Here is an 18883-nt window from a genome sequence, read left to right as displayed (position 1 = left end):
AGTTCCTCCTAAGTTGCGACAATATTTTTCAATGATTTTCTTGTTAATTTATCTATTATTAATATATTATTCCTCAAATAAGCTATATTATTTTTATTCCTTATAATCTGTTTACTACGAAATAATATATTACTGCTATAATTTTTAAATAAAACCTCATCGATCTTCAATTGAAATGGATTCATATTAGAAGCTACGATGAATGCTTCATCATTTCCCTTTACTCCAGCATGAGCTACACCATTTAAAGTTCCTATAACTACTATGTTCCCCTCAGCTTTAACTATGGATCCTGGATTAACATCTCCTAATACCACTACATTCCCTGAATATTCTAGGATTTCTCCAGACCGAAGTGTTCCTACATGAAATTTAGTTACCCCTTCATTTACTATATTCACTGCCTTTTCTATTTCTTTTGAAGCTAACTCTTCTCCATCACTTACAAATAAAATATTAATATCAACTGCTTTATCTACGATATTTAGCAATTCTAACTCTTCCTCTTCATTTAGCTCTCTGCCTTTAAACTCGATAACTGCTTCGTAACCCATCAATAGTTGCTTAGATTTTTTGAGTTTTTCCACTAAATGATCCTTTAGTTCCTCAAAGGAAATTTCAGGATTTAATATTATTACCAGCTTACCGTTAGATCCCTTAAATATCACATTATTTCCCATATTTTCCTGCCTTCTAGTAACAATTTATATGCTTTTTACTTTTAATCGCAATTTTCTTCCATTTTTTTCAACGTTTTTTCAATATTTCTTACTTTTTTATTCATCTCATTTACTCTAAATTCCAAAGAATTTAAGATCCAAAATTGGAAATGACTAACTTTTTGTGCCTCGTGGATCATCCAAGCTATCTTTAATACAACCAGTAATATCGCCGCTGCAATCTCAATTTCCAAGGAGATTTTTTTTAATACTCCTCCAAAAATAACAAGTGCAAACAATATCCCGAAAAAAGCTATATTTATTAAACTATTATTTGAATTCCCTTTACTACCACCAATCTGTCCAACTATACTACTTATCCTATCTTTTTCTTTTTTAAAGTCATTCAGTTCTTGCTTTAATTGATCTTCACCTTTCATAATTCCCCCTCATTTCAATCCTTAATTAATTTTACAGAATCCGCCACCTTTAATGCTCTCACTGTTTCCTTAACTTCATGAACTCTGATTATAGAAGCTCCATTATAAGCCGATATTACCGCTATTGCTAGATTACCTTCTACCCTATCCAAGGGAGGTGTTCCTAATATATTTCCAATAAATCCTTTTCGAGAAGCACCTATTAGTATAGGATACTCCAGTTTTTTAAATTCACATAATTTTTTTATGATTTCCAGATTGCCATGGAAGGTCTTACCAAATCCAATTCCCGGGTCTAATATTATATTTTTAGGAGATATTCCCGCTTTAACAGCAATATCTAAACTTTCTTTCAAACTTTCCTTAATGTCTTCTATTATATTATCATATTCAGGGTTTTCCTGCATATTTTTGGGATCTCCCTTGGTATGCATAATTATAACAGAAACCCCATATTTCGCTACTATTTCAGCCATATTGGGGTCCCCTTTCAATCCTTTTATATCATTTATAATGTGTGCTCCTACTTTGATACATTCCTCAGCTACACGAGATTTATATGTATCGATAGATATAGGGACATCCACCTCAGTAACCAGTCTCTTTATTACAGGAAGTATTCTCTTTAACTCTTCCTCTTCCTCTATATAAGTAGCTCCAGGTCTAGTAGATTCAGCTCCTACATCGATTATGTCTACTCCCTCTTCCACCATCTTCTTGGCTCTTTTTATGGCCACTTCTACATCTGTATATGAGCCGCCATCTGAAAATGAATCAGGAGTGAGGTTTAATATACCCATGGTATAGGTTTTATTTTTAAAATCAAATTTTTTATTATTAATTAACATCCACCTTCACCCTTCCTTTAATGGTATTTCTTGTCTCCAGATTAACTTCCTAACTTAAAACTAATCACAAAGTGTGACTTGTAAGATACCATAATATAACACAAGAGATAGATTAATTAAAACCTATCTCTATATTCTTTTATAAAAGATCTACTTTTAAATATTATATATATCAGAAAAATCTAACTATATTCCCCAGTCTCTAGGATATCTAAATTCTCTTTCCATAGTTCTATTAGAGATCTTAGCTATAAGAGGTAATTTTCTCTTATATTGATTGGTTTTTATCCTCCAAAGGATAGAATCTATAGTTTTTTCAGAGTAACCTTTTTCTAATATTTCTTCCTTTGTATACCTTTCATCCACTAATAAATTAATGATCTCATCAGCTAAGAAATATGAAAAACCTAATTCATCCTCATCGGATTGTCCTTCCCAAAGATCGGCACTTGGTTTTTTCTCGATGACTTCCTTTGGAACACCCATATATTCAGATAGTTCCCAAACCTGGGTTTTTAAAAGGTCACCTATAGGATTGATTGCCGAAGCTGAATCTCCCCATTGAGTACTGTAACCGAGTAAAATCTCCGTCTTATTAGAAGTCCCTAATACCAGTGATTTTTCCTTGGCTGAATAATCATATAAGATCGTCATTCTTTCACGGGCCATCTTATTTCCCTTTCTCAGATCTGAGATGTCAGGTTCTTTAGCAAAATATGCATCTAGCATATCTGTAATCTCTATCTTTTTTACTCTCATTCCAGTAGCTTCTACTACTCTTTGAGCATCTTCTAAACTCTCACGGCTAGAAGATTTATAAGGCATCATTATTCCCAATACATTTTCAGGTCCCAGTGCTTTTACAGCTAAGAAAGCTACTATGGCTGAATCTATTCCTCCAGATAATCCTAAAACTACCTTTTCAAATCCAGCACTTCTAACCTCTTCTCTAATAAAGTTTACCAGTATTTTTTCAGTCAATTCCATATTTAATTTTATTTTTGATTTAATATCATTCATATAAAAATCTCCTATTCAGACATATCCTTGTCTAATCCAAATTTACCTAATTTTTTAGCTCTATAATCACGTAGTAATGTCAAGGCTGCTTGTTTTGTATTTACCCTGTCACCACTTAAGATCATCCTCATTCTAAGGGCAATCCTATCTAAAATAATCTCAGGGATCTCTTGCATATCTTCATCTGTTAACTTATATTTATCTTGAAGAACTTTTGATTTTTTATATCTAATCATTTTTTTTATTAATAGACTAGCTACCTCTTCAATTGGTAAGATCTCATCTTTTATAGCTCCTGCTATTGCTAAGTTATATCCAATTCTCTGATCTTCAAATTTAGGCCATAAAATTCCAGGAGTATCCAGTAATTCTAAACCTTCCTTTATTCTAACCCATTGTTTACCTCTGGTAAATCCTGGTTTATTTCCTACACCAGTTATTTTTTTACCAACAATTCTATTGATTAATTTAGATTTTCCAACATTTGGAATACCAGCAATCATAAGTCTTGTTTGAACCTTTCTCAGACCTTTTTTCTTCATTTTTTCTAGTTTTTCTTTAGCTACTTCATCTATTATTGCAAACAAAGTTTTCATATTGTATCCAGTTTCAGCTGAGATCTCCAATACATGGTCAGCTAGGTTATTTTCTTCAAAATAATTTTTCCAATATGCTAACTCATATTTTTCTACTAAGTCAGCCTTATTTAAAAGAACTATTCTTTTTTTCCCTTTAGCAAATTTTGCTATCTCTGGATTTCTACTTGAAAGTGGAATTCTAGCATCTACGATATCTAACACGATATCTATTATCTTCATATTCTCAACTATCATTTCCTTGGTTTTTTTCATATGACCAGGATACCAGTTTATTTTTGTCATCGACATAATTGTTTATCCTTTCTAAATTTATTTTTGGCTACGATTTAATCTCTTGCATATTTATTTACTTTTTCTCTTTTTTTAGTTATTTCTTCTTCCTTTATCAAAAGAACAATTTCACCTTTTATAGGATTAGCTTCTAATCTTTCGATTATTTCTGAAGTTTTCCCTCTGATTATCTCTTCATACATCTTTGTAATTTCTCTAATTATTATTACATATCTGTCTCCAAAATATTCATTGACTTCCTTTACAGTTTTTAAGATTCTATGGGGAGATTCATATAACACAACTACCCTTTCCTCTTTAGCCAGCTCTTTTAACAGAGTTTGTCTTCCTTTTTTCTTAGGTAAAAACCCTTCAAAAGCAATCCTTTTCATAGATATTCCAGCTACTGAAGCGGCGGCCGTAAGTGCACTTACACCTGCTACAGGAACTACTTTTATATCCTTATTAAGGGCAGCATCCACCACTTCATACCCAGGGTCTGAAATACAAGGTGTTCCTGCATCTGTAACTAAGGCTATATCTTTTCCTTCTAAAAGCAAGTTTATTATATTATCAACTTGATGTCCCTTAGTATGTTCATCGTACCTGTATACTATATTTTCAATTTCGAAATGATTTAATAGTTTTTTAGTTACCCTAGTGTCTTCAGCAAATATATAATCTGCTTCTTTTAGAATTCTTACTCCTCTATAAGTCATGTCCTCTAGGTTACCTATTGGAGTTGCTACAATATATAACATTTTTTTATCTCCTCTTATTCCCCTCTTCCTAATTTATGATTTCTAAATTGATCAGTACAAATTTTTCTTACAATTATAAAAAAATTATAATGTCAAAAAGAAACCAAAGCTAAAAGATTTAGCGATAGTTTTCTCTTAAATTAAGAGAAAACGACAACAAGGAAAGAGTTTATTTTATCTTAACTTTTTACTCTCTTCTACAACTTTATCTATATCTATAGTGTTTTTAGTCTCTGCCAATGAAAATAATGAGATATATTCTATATTTCCTTTCCCGCCTGTTATAGGAGAAAAGTCTAATTGATGTAATTTCATTCCATGTTCAGCTGCACTTTCTACTACCATATCTATGGCCATCTTGTGCTTCTTAGGATCTTTTACTATCCCACCTTTTTCAATGTTTTCACGTCCTACCTCAAATTGTGGCTTAATTAAAGCCATTAATTTAGTATCTTCATTCATAAATTTAATCAGATGGGGAATTACCTTAGTTATAGAGATAAAAGACACATCCATAACAATAAAATCTATTTCACTATTATCAATTTCTTCTAAAGTAAGATCTTTTATATGTGTACCTTCGATAGATTTTACCTGTTCATGTTTACGAAGTTTCCAGTCTAATTGATTGGTTCCTACATCCATAGAATAGGCAAAAGCTGCACCATGTTGCAGTGCACAATCTGTGAATCCACCTGTAGAAGCTCCTACATCTAGTATTTTTTTCCCTGAAAAATCAAGGTTCCATATCTTTATAGCTTTTTCTAACTTAAGCCCTCCACGACTGGCATATTTCAAAACTTCCCCTTTGATCCTAATCTCAGGGAATTCATCGGTCCATTTTATCGCGGTACCTGCTTTTTCTATTTTTTTATTATCCACTATTACAACTCCTGCCATAATAGCTCTTTTAGCTCTTTCCCTTGTTTCAAAAAAACCTTGTTGTACCAAAAGTACATCTAATCTTTCTTTCATCTACAACCCCTTTTACAGATCTCTATCAAATATTTTATTATCGTTAAAATGATTGAATAATTCACACTGTTTTACCAATGTTTCAAATCCAAATTTATCTACTCTTCTAATTAAGTCCTTTGTCTCAGTGATTCTTTTTATGAAGAATTCATCCCCGATAACAATCTTTTTGTTGGCATTATAATAATTTAGTAGTTGCTTATTTGTTTTTAATTTCAACTCTACCTTTGCTCTTTTAAGCCTATCTTTTATAATGCCACTAGTACAATCCAGTTTATCTTTAATTTCGTCCAAACTATGACCTTTCGCCATTAATTCTACTATTTTATCCGCACCAATAGGATTTATCCTATGATATTTTGCCGAGTATTCATCAGCTTTATGAACCATAAGAGCTTCCTTAGTACTTGGAGTAACTCTTCCCCATCTACCATGGTGAGACAGCACAATATGAACTATCTTTCTCTCAGTATTAGGATCCAAGATCAATCCAGTTTCCTCTTCCATCTTCTTTAATATTCCTGTAGCTTCTTTTCTTATCCTATCAGGCTTTTTCAACATTACCTGACTATGAGATAAGATAGAATCTCCTCCTACCCTTAAACTTGCTTTTGAAGTATCATGAATTATGATTCCCACAAGCATAGCAAATAGGTCTAACTCTTCTCCTGCTCTTTTTAGGTTACGATAAGATTTCTTTAGATCTCTTATGGCAATCTCCAAAACATCATAGGTATGAGTTGTTACAGAAACCCCTAAATCTTCCATCTCTTTCAATTGATCTATTACCGGAAATTCCAACAATATCTCTATATATCTTTTTGCTTTTCTATTAATATTTTGCATTTACACACCTTTCAATATCATTAACAAGAGGTCTCCCCCTAAGTCCAAATTCTTCTAAAAGTTCCCCTCTTTTACCGTGAGGTATAAAATCACACTCTATTCCCAATCTAAAGATTTTCTTATAGATATCCATAGAATTTGTCATCTCCAAGAGAAAACTTCCAAAGCCACTTTTTGTCCGACCTTCTTCCAACGTTATTATATTTTTATATTTTTTAAAATGTTCTTTTATATATTTTTCATCTAAAGGTCTGATACTAGAAACTCCTACTATAGTTGGAGATATACCTCTAGTTTTTAACTCTTCTTTGACATTAACCACTTCTTTTACCATACTTCCAACAGCTAATATCAAGGTATCGTCACCTTTTTCAATCTCTTTCCATTTCCCAATTTCAAATGCAGGGGTGTTATAATCCCAAGCACTATCTCTAGGAATCCTGATACTCAGTGGTCCACCTTTATAGGTAGATGAAAATTCCAAAACTTCTTCTAGTTCTTTTTTAGTTGTAGGAGCCAATATATTTATATTTGGAATTGTCAGCAGGTATGGTATATCGTATAATCCCTGATGAGTTTTCCCATCCTCTCCTACTATTCCTGCTCTATCTAAGATAAAATTCACAGATAGATTTTGAATAGATATATCATGAATAAGCTGACCATAGGCACGCTGTAAAAAAGTCGAGTAGATAGCTACATATGGTGTTTTCCCTTGGGTAGCTAGTCCTCCTGCAAAGGTTACTGTATGTCCTTCAGCTATCCCCATATCGTAGGATCGTTCTTTAAATTTAGCAAAGTAATCAGATAAACCGGTTCCTTTTACCATCCCACAGCATAGAGCATAGATGTCATCATTTGTTGTTGCCATCTCAGTCAGCTTATCCCCAAATATCTTAGAGTAAGATATTCCACCCTTAGGTGTTTCTCCTGTTTCTACATTAAAAGGAGATATCCCGTGGAATTTTTCTGGATTTTCTTCTGCAGGAAGATAACCCTTTCCCTTATGGGTTTTTATGTGCAAGAATATAGGTCCCTGTAAATTTTTAGCTTTTTCCAGTGCCGGCAATAGCTCCTCAAAGCTATGTCCATCTACCGGTCCTACATATTTAAACCCTAAAGATTCTGAGATACTAACAGGAGCAACCATGGTTTTTACTCCATGTTCGACTCTGCCTATTACATCAGCTATCTTATTCCCAATTTTTCCACGCCTAACTATTCCTTCAACTTCATTTTTAAACTCTAAATAAAATTTACTGCCCATCAAACGGCTAAAAAATTTCGAAAGTGCTCCTACATTGTTTCCAATAGACATCTCGTTGTCATTTAAAATAACTATAAGATTTTCACACCTTCCATCCATATTATTTAAGGCTTCCAAAGAGTGCCCATTAGCTATAGATGCATCACCTATAACTACTACGACCTTATCCTCCTTATCAGCTGTTGCTATCCCAAACCCTGCTGAGAGAGCTGATCCTGCATGACCAGATATAAAATGATCATGGGGAGATTCAGCCCTGTCTGTAAATGGTCCTATCCCGTGTCTTTGACGAAGGGTAGAAAACCTATCTTTTCTTCCAGTCAGTAATTTATGTACATAGGATTGATGCCCAACATCAAATAATATTTTATCTTTAGGTGAGTTAAAAACACTATGGATTGCCAAGGTTAACTCCACAATTCCTAAATTAGGGCCAATATGCCCTCCATTTTTACTCACTGTTTCAATTATTATTTTTCTAATTTCATTAGATTTAATTGTTAACCCCTCTATCAGCTTTTTTTTATCCATGTTAAACCCCTAATTAAACTTTTTAGTTATATTCTTCTAAGATCTTCAGATACTACTGGATGATCTTTATTTTCTTTGTATAAAGTGATAATTCTTCCTGTTATTCCTACTACTTCACAACCACTTTTTTCAGCTAATTCAGCAGCTAATTCTTTCTTATCTACTTCTGAATTTTGTAATATTTTTACTTTGATTAACTCTCTCTTTTCGATTGCATCTAGTATACTTTTTACTATATTTTCACTAAATCCATCTTTTCCTACTCTTACTAATGGTGACATGTCATGTGCTGCTTTTCTTAAATATGCTCTTTTTTTACTTGTTAATTTCATTTTTTACCGTCCTCTTCTTTAATTAATGGGCAGTCATATATGCTGCCCTTATATTTTTTATTTTAAAAATCCTATTTTTACTAAACTTCCATTACTATTGGTAAGATGATCGGTGATCTCTTGATCTTTTCATAGAAGAATTTATTAGCTGTATCTTTTGTTATAGTTTTTAAAGTTGACCAATTTTTAGCATCCTCTTCTTTTAAAGCTACTATTTTTTCTCTGATAATTACCTTAGCTTCATTGATCATGATATCTGCATCTTTAGAATAAACAAAACCTCTAGTAACTATATCCGGTCCTGCTAATAATTTACCAGTCGTTTTATCGATAGTAAGCACTATTATTACTACACCATCTTCAGCTAACTGCTGCCTGTCTCTAAGAACTATCTTACCGATATCTCCTACTCCTAATCCATCTACTAATGTAATTCCAGAAGTTACCTTCCCTGCTAATTTAGCATAAGATTTAGTTACCTCTACTCTGCTTCCGTTTGTAGCTATAATTATTCTTTCCTCAGGTATTCCAGTCTCCATCCCTGTTTTTTTATGAGCTATAAGCATCTTATAGTCTCCATGTACAGGCATAAAGTTTTTAGGTCTAACTAAGTTAAGCATTAATTTTTGCTCATCCTGACTTCCATGTCCAGATACATGGATACCAGCTATTTTTTTGAAAACAACATCTGCATCATTTTTTAATAAATTATTTATATTATTATAAACTGCTCTCTCATTTCCAGGAATTGGAGTTGCAGATATTATTACTGTATCGCCTTTTCTGATCTTAATATGCTTATGCATGTTTTTAGCTATTCTTGATAGAGCTGCTAGTGGCTCACCTTGAGTTCCAGTACATAACAGCACTGCTTTCTCATCCGGTAATTTTTCGATCTGCTTTAAACTTACCATTATTCCTTCTGGTAACTTTAAATATCCTAATTTAGAAGCAATATCGAAGACCTTTACCATACTTCTTCCCTCTACAGCAATCTTTCTATTAACTCTATGAGCTTCATTTACAATTTGCTGAAGTCTATATATATGAGATGCAAAAGAAGCTATTATTACCCTTCCAGTAGCTTTTTCAAATTCCTTTCTTATAGATTCTCCTACACTTCTTTCAGATGGAGTGTATCCCTCTAATTCCGAGTTTGTACTATCTGAAAGTAAAAGATCTACTCCTTCATCTCCTAATCTAGCTAATCTACTGAAGTCTACTCCGTCACCATCAACTGGAGTTAAGTCTATTTTAAAGTCTCCTGTATGAAGTACTTTTCCAGCTGGTGTCTTTATACAGATAGCGTATGCATCTGCGATACTATGAGTCACACTTATGAATTCTACTTCAAAATATTTTCCAATCTTAAATTTACTTCTTCCACGAGCTTCCTTCATCTTAGGTGTAAATTTACCAAAAGATGACTTTTCAAATTTAGATTTTGCTAAAGCCAGTGCTAATTTACCACCATACATAGGTACATTATGGTCAATAGTTTGATAAAGATACGGCGTTCCACCGATATGATCCTCATGACCATGAGTGATTAAAAGTGCCTTGATCTTATCTTTGTTACTTGCTATATAACTATAGTCTGGAATTACTACATCTATTCCAGGTAGTGCTTCATCTGGAAATGCTATTCCTGCATCTATTATTACGATCTCATCTCTATATTGAAATAAAGTCATATTTTTCCCAATCTCATCTAAACCACCTAGAGGTATAACGAATAATTTTTCCTCTTTTTTCTTAGGTTTAGGAGTATCTTTCTCATTTGTAACTATTTTTTTAGGTCCTTTATGAACCTTTTTTCTATGTTTTATATCCTTTATAGAATCTTTAGCTACTGTCTCTTTTTTTACTTCTACAATTTTTGATTTTTCTAATTTTTCTAGATTTTTTAATTTTTCTGATTTTTCCACAGTCTCAACATCAGTTTTTTTTGGTCTTTTAAAAAAACTTTTGACTCTTTTTACAGGATTATCAGATAAAGATTTATTCATCTCTACCTTTTCCGTTGTATTCATTTTTCTCCTCCTTAACTTTTGAGAAAAAGCTTCTTTACTTTCTCTCAAAAATTTAACAATAACATAACTCTTTTAATTTAAGAGTAACCTTTATCTTGCCTTATTTTTTATTCTTTTTTTCCTTTTCTAAATAAGCATCTACAAAGATTTTGGCTACTTCGGCTGCATCTTTACCTCCGGACCCGCCACCTTCTATAAAAGCTGTAAATGCTATTTCTGGCTTATCAGCTGGAAAATAGCCTGAAACCCAAGAGTGAGGCTTCTTATATTTTGAGTTTTGAGCTGACCCAGTTTTAGCGGCCACCCTTACTCCCTCTGTCCTCAATCTTTTTGCAGTTCCATCTTTAGCTTCTACAGTTTGTACCAAGGCTTCTTTAATCTCTTCCATATACCTCTTATTGTACTTTACTTCCTCCCTCTCTCCTTTTATTTCCTTTATTTTTCCTTCTTCAGTTACTATTTTTTCAACTAAGTGTGGAGTATAAGTATACCCCTTATTAGCTAATATCGAATAAGCTTTTGCCATTTGAAGGGGGGTTACTAATAAGTATCCCTGTCCTATCGACAAATTTATAGAGTCCCCTGTATACCAAGGTTCCTTTAATTTACTTTTTTTCCAATCGTTATCTGGCAAAAGTCCTGGTTTTTCTCCCGGGATATCTACTCCTGTTTTTCTACCTATTCCAAAAGCATCCGCCACTTCTAGCATCTTCTTTCTTCCATATTTGTCTGCTGCTCTATAGTAGTAATAGTTTACAGATTCTATCAGAGATTTGGATAGGTTTGTATATCCATGTCCTCCTCTTTTCCAACTTCTCCACTTCCACTTACCTATTTGGTAGTATCCAGGATCAAAGAATTCCTTGTTAGGATTCATTCCTTCCTCTAAAAAAGCAAGGGCCGATAAAACTTTAAATATTGAACCTGGCGGATATCTACCCGTTATAGCTCTGTTTTCTAAAGGTCTATCTTTATTGAACATGATATCGTCCCATTCCTTAGTTGTCATTCTAGAAATTATAGTATTTAGCGGATATTCAGGATTACTTACCATAGTTATTATTCTACCTGTTTTTGGTTCTATAGCGACGAAAGCACCCTTCATCTTTCTTTTGTTCATGTAATCAGTTATTTTTTGTTGAAGATCAAAATCTACAGTAAGATAGATATCATCTCCTATTTTAGGACTTTTCTCTTCTAAAGTTTTAACAAACCTGTTATGTGCGTTTACCTCAATATATCTATATCCATTTTCTCCTCTGAGATATGGTTCATATTCTTTTTCAATTCCTTGTTTCCCTATTATATCATCTTTTTTATACCCGCTGTCCTTCATTTTTTCATATTCAGCCGAAGAAACGTTTCTTACATACCCCAAAATATGAGATCCCAAGGAATCATGAAGATATTTTCTTTTAGAATAAATTTGAACTTCTAAATATGGGTAATCTGAATTTTTCTCTATTATCTTATGAGCTTTTTCTTTGGAAATATCATCAAAAATAACATTTTCTCGAGTATAATTATAGATTTCTCCATACTTTATCTTCTTCTCTATCACTTCTTTGTCATATCCCAAAAGTTTTGACATCTCATCTAATTTTTTTTCATCATATTTTCTTTCATTTAGATAAACTAATCTATATCCAGCTTCATTATTTACTAAGAGTTTTCCCTCTGAATCGTATATTTTACCACGATAACCGTTTATTCTCTTTACTTTAATACTGTTTTTATTAGACATCTTTTTATATTTTTCTACTTTTACTATCTGCATAAAAAAAAGTCGTGCAAAGATCAAACTATATATTATTGCAACTATTATTAGGAAGTTTTCTCCCCTTCCTTTTTCCGATCTTTTTAATTTTACCGATAGCATTTTTCTTTTTAATTTCATATATTTTTCCTTAATTTTTTTATAAAACTATAGTTAAATAGCAGATATCCGCCAAACATAATTACCCCTTGATAGGGATAAAAATACGGCAATTTTATATATAAATATGTTCCATAAATAATAAATTGTATCAAACTATAATAAACTATATTTATCTTTTCATATCCTAATACCTTAGACAAGAAATAACTTATCATAAATATAATAACAAAAATAATCCATAGTTCTATCAAAACATTTTTATCCTTAGATATTATCAGGCAGATTAATATAACCTCAAATATCCCATTTTTACCTCTTTTATAAGCTAAATATGTTAAATACGGTAGAGCTATTATATTATAAGGAAAAGTTACCACCAAAGAATTCTCTAGAAAGATTAAAACCAGAATAAGAAAATTAAGCATCTAATCTAGGGAAAACTACATTAGCATATCCCCATAACTCCTCTAATCTATAAAGATCTCTTGTCTCTTGATCTAGAACATGTACCATTACATCATCCCCATCAATCAATACCCAATGAGCTTCATCCTGTCCTTCTATATGCAGTCTTCTTTCATCCAATTCCATTAATTTAACTTCTACTTCCTCTGAGATAGCCCTTATATTTCTATTAGATGATCCTGTACATATTACAGCATAATCACATAGTGAGTTTTTTCCTTGAAAATCAAGGATTATTAACTCTTGTCCCTTCTTGCTTTCAATAGCTTCGACTATCTTTTCTAATTTCTCTAACATAGCTCCCCCTATTCTTTTATGTAGACATTAATTATGTTATTTTTTCCACTGTTGCTTTCTACCATATTTTGTATTCCTAATTTCTTAGCTACTTTATAGGCTATATAGTAGTCTTCTGATCTATATTCTACTACAGTTAGATTACCATTTTCAGTTCCTGTAGAAACATTTTTATATCCGTCTTTTACCAAAATATTTTTAGCAGATCCAGTTACCTTGTCTGTACCATGGATATTAATTTTAGTTTGTATATTTTCTTCTTTTCCTAAAATTATCACAGCATTAGCCAGAGTCGGGAGGTCTAATTCTGATTTTATCTTGATATACTTTTCATCTAAACTCATGATTAAATCTTCTATTTGATGAGTTTGTAAGTCTTTGTTGATTATATAACTATATTCACTGTCCCTTTCATAGTTAGCAGCATTATATTTGTACGAAAGTGCAGCCTCTATCTTTTTTCCTGTTCTGCCTGCATATCCAGATTTTCCATTACCATTCAATACGTCCACTATTACATTTTCCGCAGTTTCACCATTAGATTTATAATATTTTTTCATGAATAATGAATTTAAATTAGAAGTTAATACATATCTTTTGTCTTCTATCACAACTTCTGGAACATTATATTTATAGGCTACGTTTAATCTAACTTCACCATTTTTTACCACTTCAAAACTATCTACCTTTTCTGGAAGAAGTTCATTTATCCCATCCATTATCCCACGATAGTTACCTACCTTATTCAAATCTGCTATAGTTTTCTCTCCGTTTAACTGGATATCAAAGGGTATACTGAGCGATAATTTATCTTCGTACACAACAAATACATTTTCTTTTCCTATCACCATATATCTCGGAAGATCTATTATCCTTTTGTTATTATTGTTAATATTCATATACAATAAACCTATTAGAGTTATCACAAGAAATATTATAATGCTTAATAATTTAGATTTTTTCTGTCTCTTTGCCATAAAGTTTCCCCTCTTCTAAATATATTTCTACTTCTACTATCTCACTCACTTTATATCCAGAATCTATCATTTTTATCCTGTGATAGTTCTCTGTATACCCGTAAGCATAACCGTCTTTTATAGTTTCTACCAATACTTTCGTTTTCTTACCAATATTTTTTTCCTTGGATAAGTCTTCCATCTCTTTTCTCAAACTCTCTAGTTTTTTAGTTCTAGTTTTTTTATCATTTCCATCTACCTTACCAGATAATCTACTGGCTACAGTATTTTCCCTGTCAGAATATGGGAAGATATGAAGATTTGAAAATCCAATTTCCCCTATCAAGTTATAGGTATTTTGAAAATTTTCATCTTTTTCTTGTGGAAATCCTACGATTACATCTGCTGTAAATTCTAGGTCTTTCACCTTTTCTTTCAATCCTAATAACCTGTCTTTTACAAGCTCCGTTCCATATTTTCTCTTCATTAATTTTAAAACTTCATCATCACAAGACTGGAGAGATATATGCAGGTGTGGCATCATTTTAGAATTATTTGCCATAATATCTATAAATCTGTCATTAATCTTGTCTGGATAGATAGATCCAAGCCTTACTCTTTCTACACCTTCTATTACAGTAACTGCTTCTAATAGGTCTTCAAAGTTTTTTCCCTCTTCTAAGTCTTCGCCATAGACACCCATATTTATACCTATTAAGATAATTTCCTTATACCCTTCTCCGGTTAATATTTCAACTTCTGTCAAGATGCTGTCTAGTTTCCTACTTCTACTTCTTCCTCTAGCAAACGGGATCTTACAATAAGAACAAAATTCATTACACCCATCTTGAATTTTTACATAGGCTCTACTCATCTCTCTCATTGTAGCAAATTCTAATTCACAATATTCATGATCATCAAATATATTGTGAGAAACCACTTTTTCTGTTTCCTTTTGTTCGTCTATCGATCTTGCTAATTTCAAAATATCAGTTTTATTAGTATTTCCAACAACGTAATCTATATAATCTTTTTCTAGAAGAGTCTCACCGTCAGTCTGAGCATAACACCCTGTTACTATAACTACAGAGTTTTCATTCAGTTTTTTTGCACGACTTAATATATTTCTAGTTTTTTTATCAGCTATACTCGTTACAGTACATGAATTTACTATATAATAATCTGATTTTTCTTGAAAACTTACCTCTTCATACCCTTCTTCTAAAAACTGTTTTTTTATACTCTCAGTCTCATATTGATTTACTTTACATCCTAGAGTATAAAAAGCTACTTTCTTACCAAATTTCATTTAAAATTACTCCTCCTGCTACTATAGCTGCTGTTTCCGCTCTCAGTATTCTTCTACCTAGAGAAATTATTTTCACACCTTTATTTTGTAAAAATTCTACCTCTGAATCATCAAATCCGCCCTCTGGTCCTATAAGATACAAGATTTTTTTCAATTTATCCAATCCATCATAGTTAGTTATCTTATTTCCATTAGCACCTTCATAAGGTAAGAATACTAGATCATAGTCATCATAATTAATATCCTTTAGATTAGTAGGTTCAGTTATTTCCACTTTCCTTACTCCTTGGCATTGTTTTAATGCTTCTGTAGATACTACAACCCACTTATCTTTTTTTTCCTTTACTTTTACAACTGTTCTTTTTGTTTTCATAGGAATAATTTTATTTATCCCTATCTCTGTCAATTTTTGTATAGAGAGATCCATCTTATCATTTTTTAATAATCCCAAGGCAATATCCACCTTTACAGAAGTTGAATAATTATCTTCTAAAACTTCCTTTATTTCACCTAAGATCTCTTTCTTTTCAAGTGAAAGTATCTCACATCTATACTCTTTTTCACCGTCAACTACCCTGATTTCATCTCCTACACTCATACGAAATGAATTTTTTAGGTGATTGATGTCTTTTTTATCTTTTATCTCAACTATATTTCCCTTTATTCTTTCTTTTTCTACAAATACACTTATCATTGACTATATCATATCCTTATTTTTCATAAGATCTGCCAAAGTAGTTTTTCCTAAAATCTCCTTCAATGCATTGTCTAATTGCGACCACAAACAGCTGGTTCTACAATCATCTTTGATACACCTTTGATTATTTCCTTCATTACAATCAACTACCCTTACCTCTTCATCTAATATTTCATAGAGTTCAAGTACTGTAATATCCTCAGGTGCCCTAGTAATTTTATATCCCCCATTAGGCCCTCTTTTACCCTTAATTATATCTTTTTTCTTCAATTTGAAAAGGATCTGCTCTAAATACTGAACAGATATATTCTGGTCTTGAGATATTTCCTTTATTCTTACCAGTCTATTTTCACTTAAATTTCCTTCTGCTATATTTATAACGGCTCTTAGCCCATATCTTATTCTTGTGCTTATTTTCATAGGTTTTCCTCCGTTTTCTGTTTTTTATTAAAATGTTTATATGCTTTTGGGGTTACAACCCTTCCCCTATGGGTTCTTTTTACAAATCCAATTTTTACTAAGTAAGGTTCATAGATCTCCTCTAGAGTTCTCCTGTCTTCCCCTAATAAAAGAGCTAACGTCTCAATTCCTACTGGTCCACCACCATAGTTATCTATGATAGCTAAGATTATTTCACGATCTAATTCATCCAATCCATAATCATCAACTCCTAATAAACTCAAAGCTTCTTTAGCTATCTTTAAAGTTATTATTCCATCGCCTCGGATCTCAGCATAGTCTCGCACTCTTTTTAAGAATCTATTGGCTATTCTAGGCGTCCCTCTACTTCTAAGTGCTATTTCCAAAGCGCCTTCAGTCTCTATTCCGACTTCTAATATATTAGCTCCCCTCATAATGATCTTCAAAAGGTCATCGGTAGAATAGTAATCCATCCTATGAACTAAACCAAATCTGTCTCTCAAAGGTGCACTGAGCAGTCCCGCTCTAGTTGTAGCTCCTATCAAAGTGAAGTTCGGTAATTCTATCCTGATAGATCTCGCTGTAGGTCCTTTACCGATTATAATATCAATCTCACGGTCTTCCATAGCCGGGTAAAGAATCTCCTCCACCGATGTATTTAGTCTATGGATTTCATCTATGAATAGTATATCCTGTTCCTCTAAAGATGTTAAAATTGCTGCCAAGTCTCCTGCTTTGTCCAAAACAGGTCCAGATGTTACCTTTAGATTAGTTCCCATCTCTGTAGCTATGACCCCTGCCAAGGTAGTTTTTCCTAGTCCTGGAGGTCCGTATAAAAGAGTGTGATCCATAGATTCATTCCTATTCTTAGAAGCAGTCATAAATATTTCCATCTTTTCTTTTAACCTATCTTGACCTATATATTCATTCAAAGTTTTAGGCCTTAAATTTTTTTGTACTTCTATTTCACCACCAAATTCAGCTGCCGACAACAGTCTTTCATCCATAAAATACCCCTATTCGTCTATATATACATACTGATCGCAAATTGTATTCCACCTATTATAGCTCCTAAGATCGCTCCTATAACTTCTATATGCTTCAATTCATTATTCGCTATTCTATATACCATCTTTTCCAATTCATCCAACTCAAAGTTTTCAATTTTTTCGATAATTATGTTTTTCATATCTACACTATCTTCCATCTTTTTTATTATCACTGTAAAAAATTCATCTTTATTTTCATCGATAGCATCTTTTATATGACCTTTGATCTTCAATATCATGCTGTCTGTTATAAATAAACTAGCCATTGGTATTTTTGCCAATACTTCTTTTTCTAATTTATCTTCTACAATTCTGTCTACGATCAGATCAATCTCTTCACCTAACTCTATATCCCCAATATTCGCAGTTATATCCTTCATAGATATCAATTCTTCTTGAATTGTATCTGCTATACTTTCCGCCATTTCCATCTTTCTTTTAGGAATAAGTCCTTGAACTTTAAATCCTAATACATTTATCTCTTTCAACGGTCTAAATAACATCTTAATTGCAAAATAATTTGTTATCCATCCAATTAACGCACCTATCACTATCATCAAACTTGCTTTTAATAACATCTCTTCCTCCTACTTTTTTTCAATATAAAGTAACCGTAAAGATCATCACCAAAGTATCTAAAAACTTACTCCATAATTTATAAATTAAAAATAAAAACCATTAAGATTTTATTTAAAAACTTTTCTACTTCTCTTCTTTGCGACTAATTCTTGAATATTTATTACTTATATTTTTGGTATTTTTTCAATATTTTTTTCTATTTATAACCATTTTTTTCGATACTTAAAACAATATAACATTTTATCATATTTGGCCCTTTTTTTCAATTCCCTTATTGATTTAGTAAAGAAAATAAAACTAATAAAAATTTCTCCTTTAATTTTTTTCAAAAACTAAAAAAAGTGGTAGAAAATCTACCACTTTTAAACATTTCAAATATATATAATTATACAGTTTCGATGTTTGAAGCTTGAGGACCTTTAGCACCTTCAGTGATTTCGAAAGTTACTTCTTCGCCTTCTTTTAAAGTTTTGAATCCTTCTTTGTTGATTTGAGAGAAATGTGCAAAGTAGTCATTTCCATCTTCAGCAGAAATAAATCCAAATCCTTTATCATCGTTAAACCATTTAACTGTTCCTTTTAACATGTGTGTTACCTCCGTAAATTTTGATACAGCGAATCTAACTAATTTCCAATTGAAATCTGTCAGCC

At 32.1% G+C, this 18883-nt stretch carries 21 protein-coding genes; all 21 read right to left on the bottom strand.

Annotation, left to right across the window (positions count from 1 at the left end; all coding sequences use genetic code 11):
- Positions 1–8 precede the first annotated feature (8 nt).
- The 21 genes from K337_RS0102710 to K337_RS0102610 all read right to left on the bottom strand — a co-directional run bounded on the left by K337_RS0102710 (position 9) and on the right by K337_RS0102610 (position 18818).
- Complete coding sequence (locus K337_RS0102710) at positions 9–680, bottom strand: septum site-determining protein MinC (protein WP_028855227.1); 672 nt, start codon at positions 678–680, stop codon at positions 9–11.
- A gap of 41 nt (positions 681–721) precedes the next feature.
- On the bottom strand, positions 722–1099 hold the full coding sequence (locus tag K337_RS0102705; protein WP_028855226.1) for a hypothetical protein: 378 nt from the start codon (positions 1097–1099) through the stop codon (positions 722–724).
- 14 nt (positions 1100–1113) lie between these two features.
- A complete protein-coding gene (folP, locus tag K337_RS0102700) occupies positions 1114–1947 on the bottom strand; it encodes a dihydropteroate synthase (RefSeq protein WP_037029105.1) in 834 nt (277 codons plus the stop codon).
- Positions 1948–2133: 186 nt separating this feature from the next.
- A complete protein-coding gene (locus K337_RS0102695) occupies positions 2134–2967 on the bottom strand; it encodes an NAD+ synthase (RefSeq protein WP_037029103.1) in 834 nt (277 codons plus the stop codon).
- 11 nt (positions 2968–2978) lie between these two features.
- Positions 2979–3854 carry a ribosome biogenesis GTPase YlqF gene (ylqF, locus tag K337_RS0102690; protein WP_028855223.1) on the bottom strand — a complete coding sequence of 292 codons (876 nt, stop codon included), beginning with the start codon at positions 3852–3854 and terminating at the stop codon, positions 2979–2981.
- 38 nt (positions 3855–3892) lie between these two features.
- Complete coding sequence (gene rsmI, locus K337_RS17510) at positions 3893–4597, bottom strand: 16S rRNA (cytidine(1402)-2'-O)-methyltransferase (RefSeq protein WP_037029101.1); 705 nt, start codon at positions 4595–4597, stop codon at positions 3893–3895.
- A 174-nt stretch (positions 4598–4771) separates the two neighbouring features.
- A complete protein-coding gene (locus K337_RS0102680; protein ID WP_028855222.1) occupies positions 4772–5572 on the bottom strand; it encodes a TlyA family RNA methyltransferase in 801 nt (266 codons plus the stop codon).
- 12 nt (positions 5573–5584) lie between these two features.
- Positions 5585–6418, bottom strand: coding sequence for an HD domain-containing protein (locus K337_RS0102675; protein WP_028855221.1), 834 nt, complete (start codon positions 6416–6418; stop codon positions 5585–5587).
- Complete coding sequence (gene dxs, locus K337_RS0102670) at positions 6405–8216, bottom strand: 1-deoxy-D-xylulose-5-phosphate synthase (RefSeq protein WP_037029099.1); 1812 nt, start codon at positions 8214–8216, stop codon at positions 6405–6407. Before dxs ends, K337_RS0102675 begins: the two co-directional genes overlap by 14 nt.
- A gap of 26 nt (positions 8217–8242) precedes the next feature.
- Positions 8243–8548: a ribosome assembly RNA-binding protein YhbY gene (yhbY, locus tag K337_RS0102665; protein ID WP_028855219.1), complete on the bottom strand. Its 306-nt coding sequence runs from the start codon at positions 8546–8548 to the stop codon at positions 8243–8245.
- An 80-nt stretch (positions 8549–8628) separates the two neighbouring features.
- Complete coding sequence (locus K337_RS0102660; RefSeq protein ID WP_084140869.1) at positions 8629–10557, bottom strand: ribonuclease J; 1929 nt, start codon at positions 10555–10557, stop codon at positions 8629–8631.
- Positions 10558–10681: 124 nt separating this feature from the next.
- Complete coding sequence (mrdA, locus tag K337_RS17505) at positions 10682–12478, bottom strand: penicillin-binding protein 2 (RefSeq protein WP_037029096.1); 1797 nt, start codon at positions 12476–12478, stop codon at positions 10682–10684.
- Positions 12475–12885, bottom strand: coding sequence for a hypothetical protein (locus tag K337_RS0102650; protein WP_028855217.1), 411 nt, complete (start codon positions 12883–12885; stop codon positions 12475–12477). Before K337_RS0102650 ends, mrdA begins: the two co-directional genes overlap by 4 nt.
- Entirely contained in the window at positions 12878–13222 is a 345-nt protein-coding gene (rsfS, locus tag K337_RS17500) for a ribosome silencing factor (protein ID WP_037029093.1), read from the bottom strand. The genes K337_RS0102650 and rsfS overlap by 8 nt, the downstream gene beginning before the upstream one ends.
- Positions 13223–13230: 8 nt before the next feature.
- The gene (locus K337_RS0102640; RefSeq protein ID WP_028855216.1) at positions 13231–14199 is read right to left on the bottom strand and encodes a LytR C-terminal domain-containing protein; all 969 of its coding nucleotides are present in this window, start codon (positions 14197–14199) and stop codon (positions 13231–13233) included.
- The gene (gene mtaB / locus K337_RS0102635) at positions 14174–15487 is read right to left on the bottom strand and encodes a tRNA (N(6)-L-threonylcarbamoyladenosine(37)-C(2))-methylthiotransferase MtaB (protein ID WP_028855215.1); all 1314 of its coding nucleotides are present in this window, start codon (positions 15485–15487) and stop codon (positions 14174–14176) included. Before mtaB ends, K337_RS0102640 begins: the two co-directional genes overlap by 26 nt.
- Positions 15474–16181, bottom strand: coding sequence for an RsmE family RNA methyltransferase (locus K337_RS0102630; RefSeq protein ID WP_028855214.1), 708 nt, complete (start codon positions 16179–16181; stop codon positions 15474–15476). The genes mtaB and K337_RS0102630 overlap by 14 nt, the downstream gene beginning before the upstream one ends.
- 3 nt (positions 16182–16184) lie before the next feature.
- Positions 16185–16604 carry an RrF2 family transcriptional regulator gene (locus K337_RS0102625; protein WP_028855213.1) on the bottom strand — a complete coding sequence of 140 codons (420 nt, stop codon included), beginning with the start codon at positions 16602–16604 and terminating at the stop codon, positions 16185–16187.
- Positions 16601–17611 carry a Holliday junction branch migration DNA helicase RuvB gene (ruvB, locus tag K337_RS0102620; protein ID WP_028855212.1) on the bottom strand — a complete coding sequence of 337 codons (1011 nt, stop codon included), beginning with the start codon at positions 17609–17611 and terminating at the stop codon, positions 16601–16603. The genes K337_RS0102625 and ruvB overlap by 4 nt, the downstream gene beginning before the upstream one ends.
- A gap of 17 nt (positions 17612–17628) precedes the next feature.
- Entirely contained in the window at positions 17629–18231 is a 603-nt protein-coding gene (locus K337_RS0102615; protein ID WP_028855211.1) for a DUF445 domain-containing protein, read from the bottom strand.
- A 386-nt stretch (positions 18232–18617) separates the two neighbouring features.
- A complete protein-coding gene (locus K337_RS0102610; RefSeq protein WP_028855210.1) occupies positions 18618–18818 on the bottom strand; it encodes a cold-shock protein in 201 nt (66 codons plus the stop codon).
- Positions 18819–18883: the final 65 nt, after the last annotated feature.

Source organism: Psychrilyobacter atlanticus DSM 19335 (assembly GCF_000426625.1).
Taxonomy (GTDB): domain Bacteria; phylum Fusobacteriota; class Fusobacteriia; order Fusobacteriales; family Fusobacteriaceae; genus Psychrilyobacter; species Psychrilyobacter atlanticus.
This window is presented reverse-complemented; position numbering and strand designations above follow the sequence as displayed.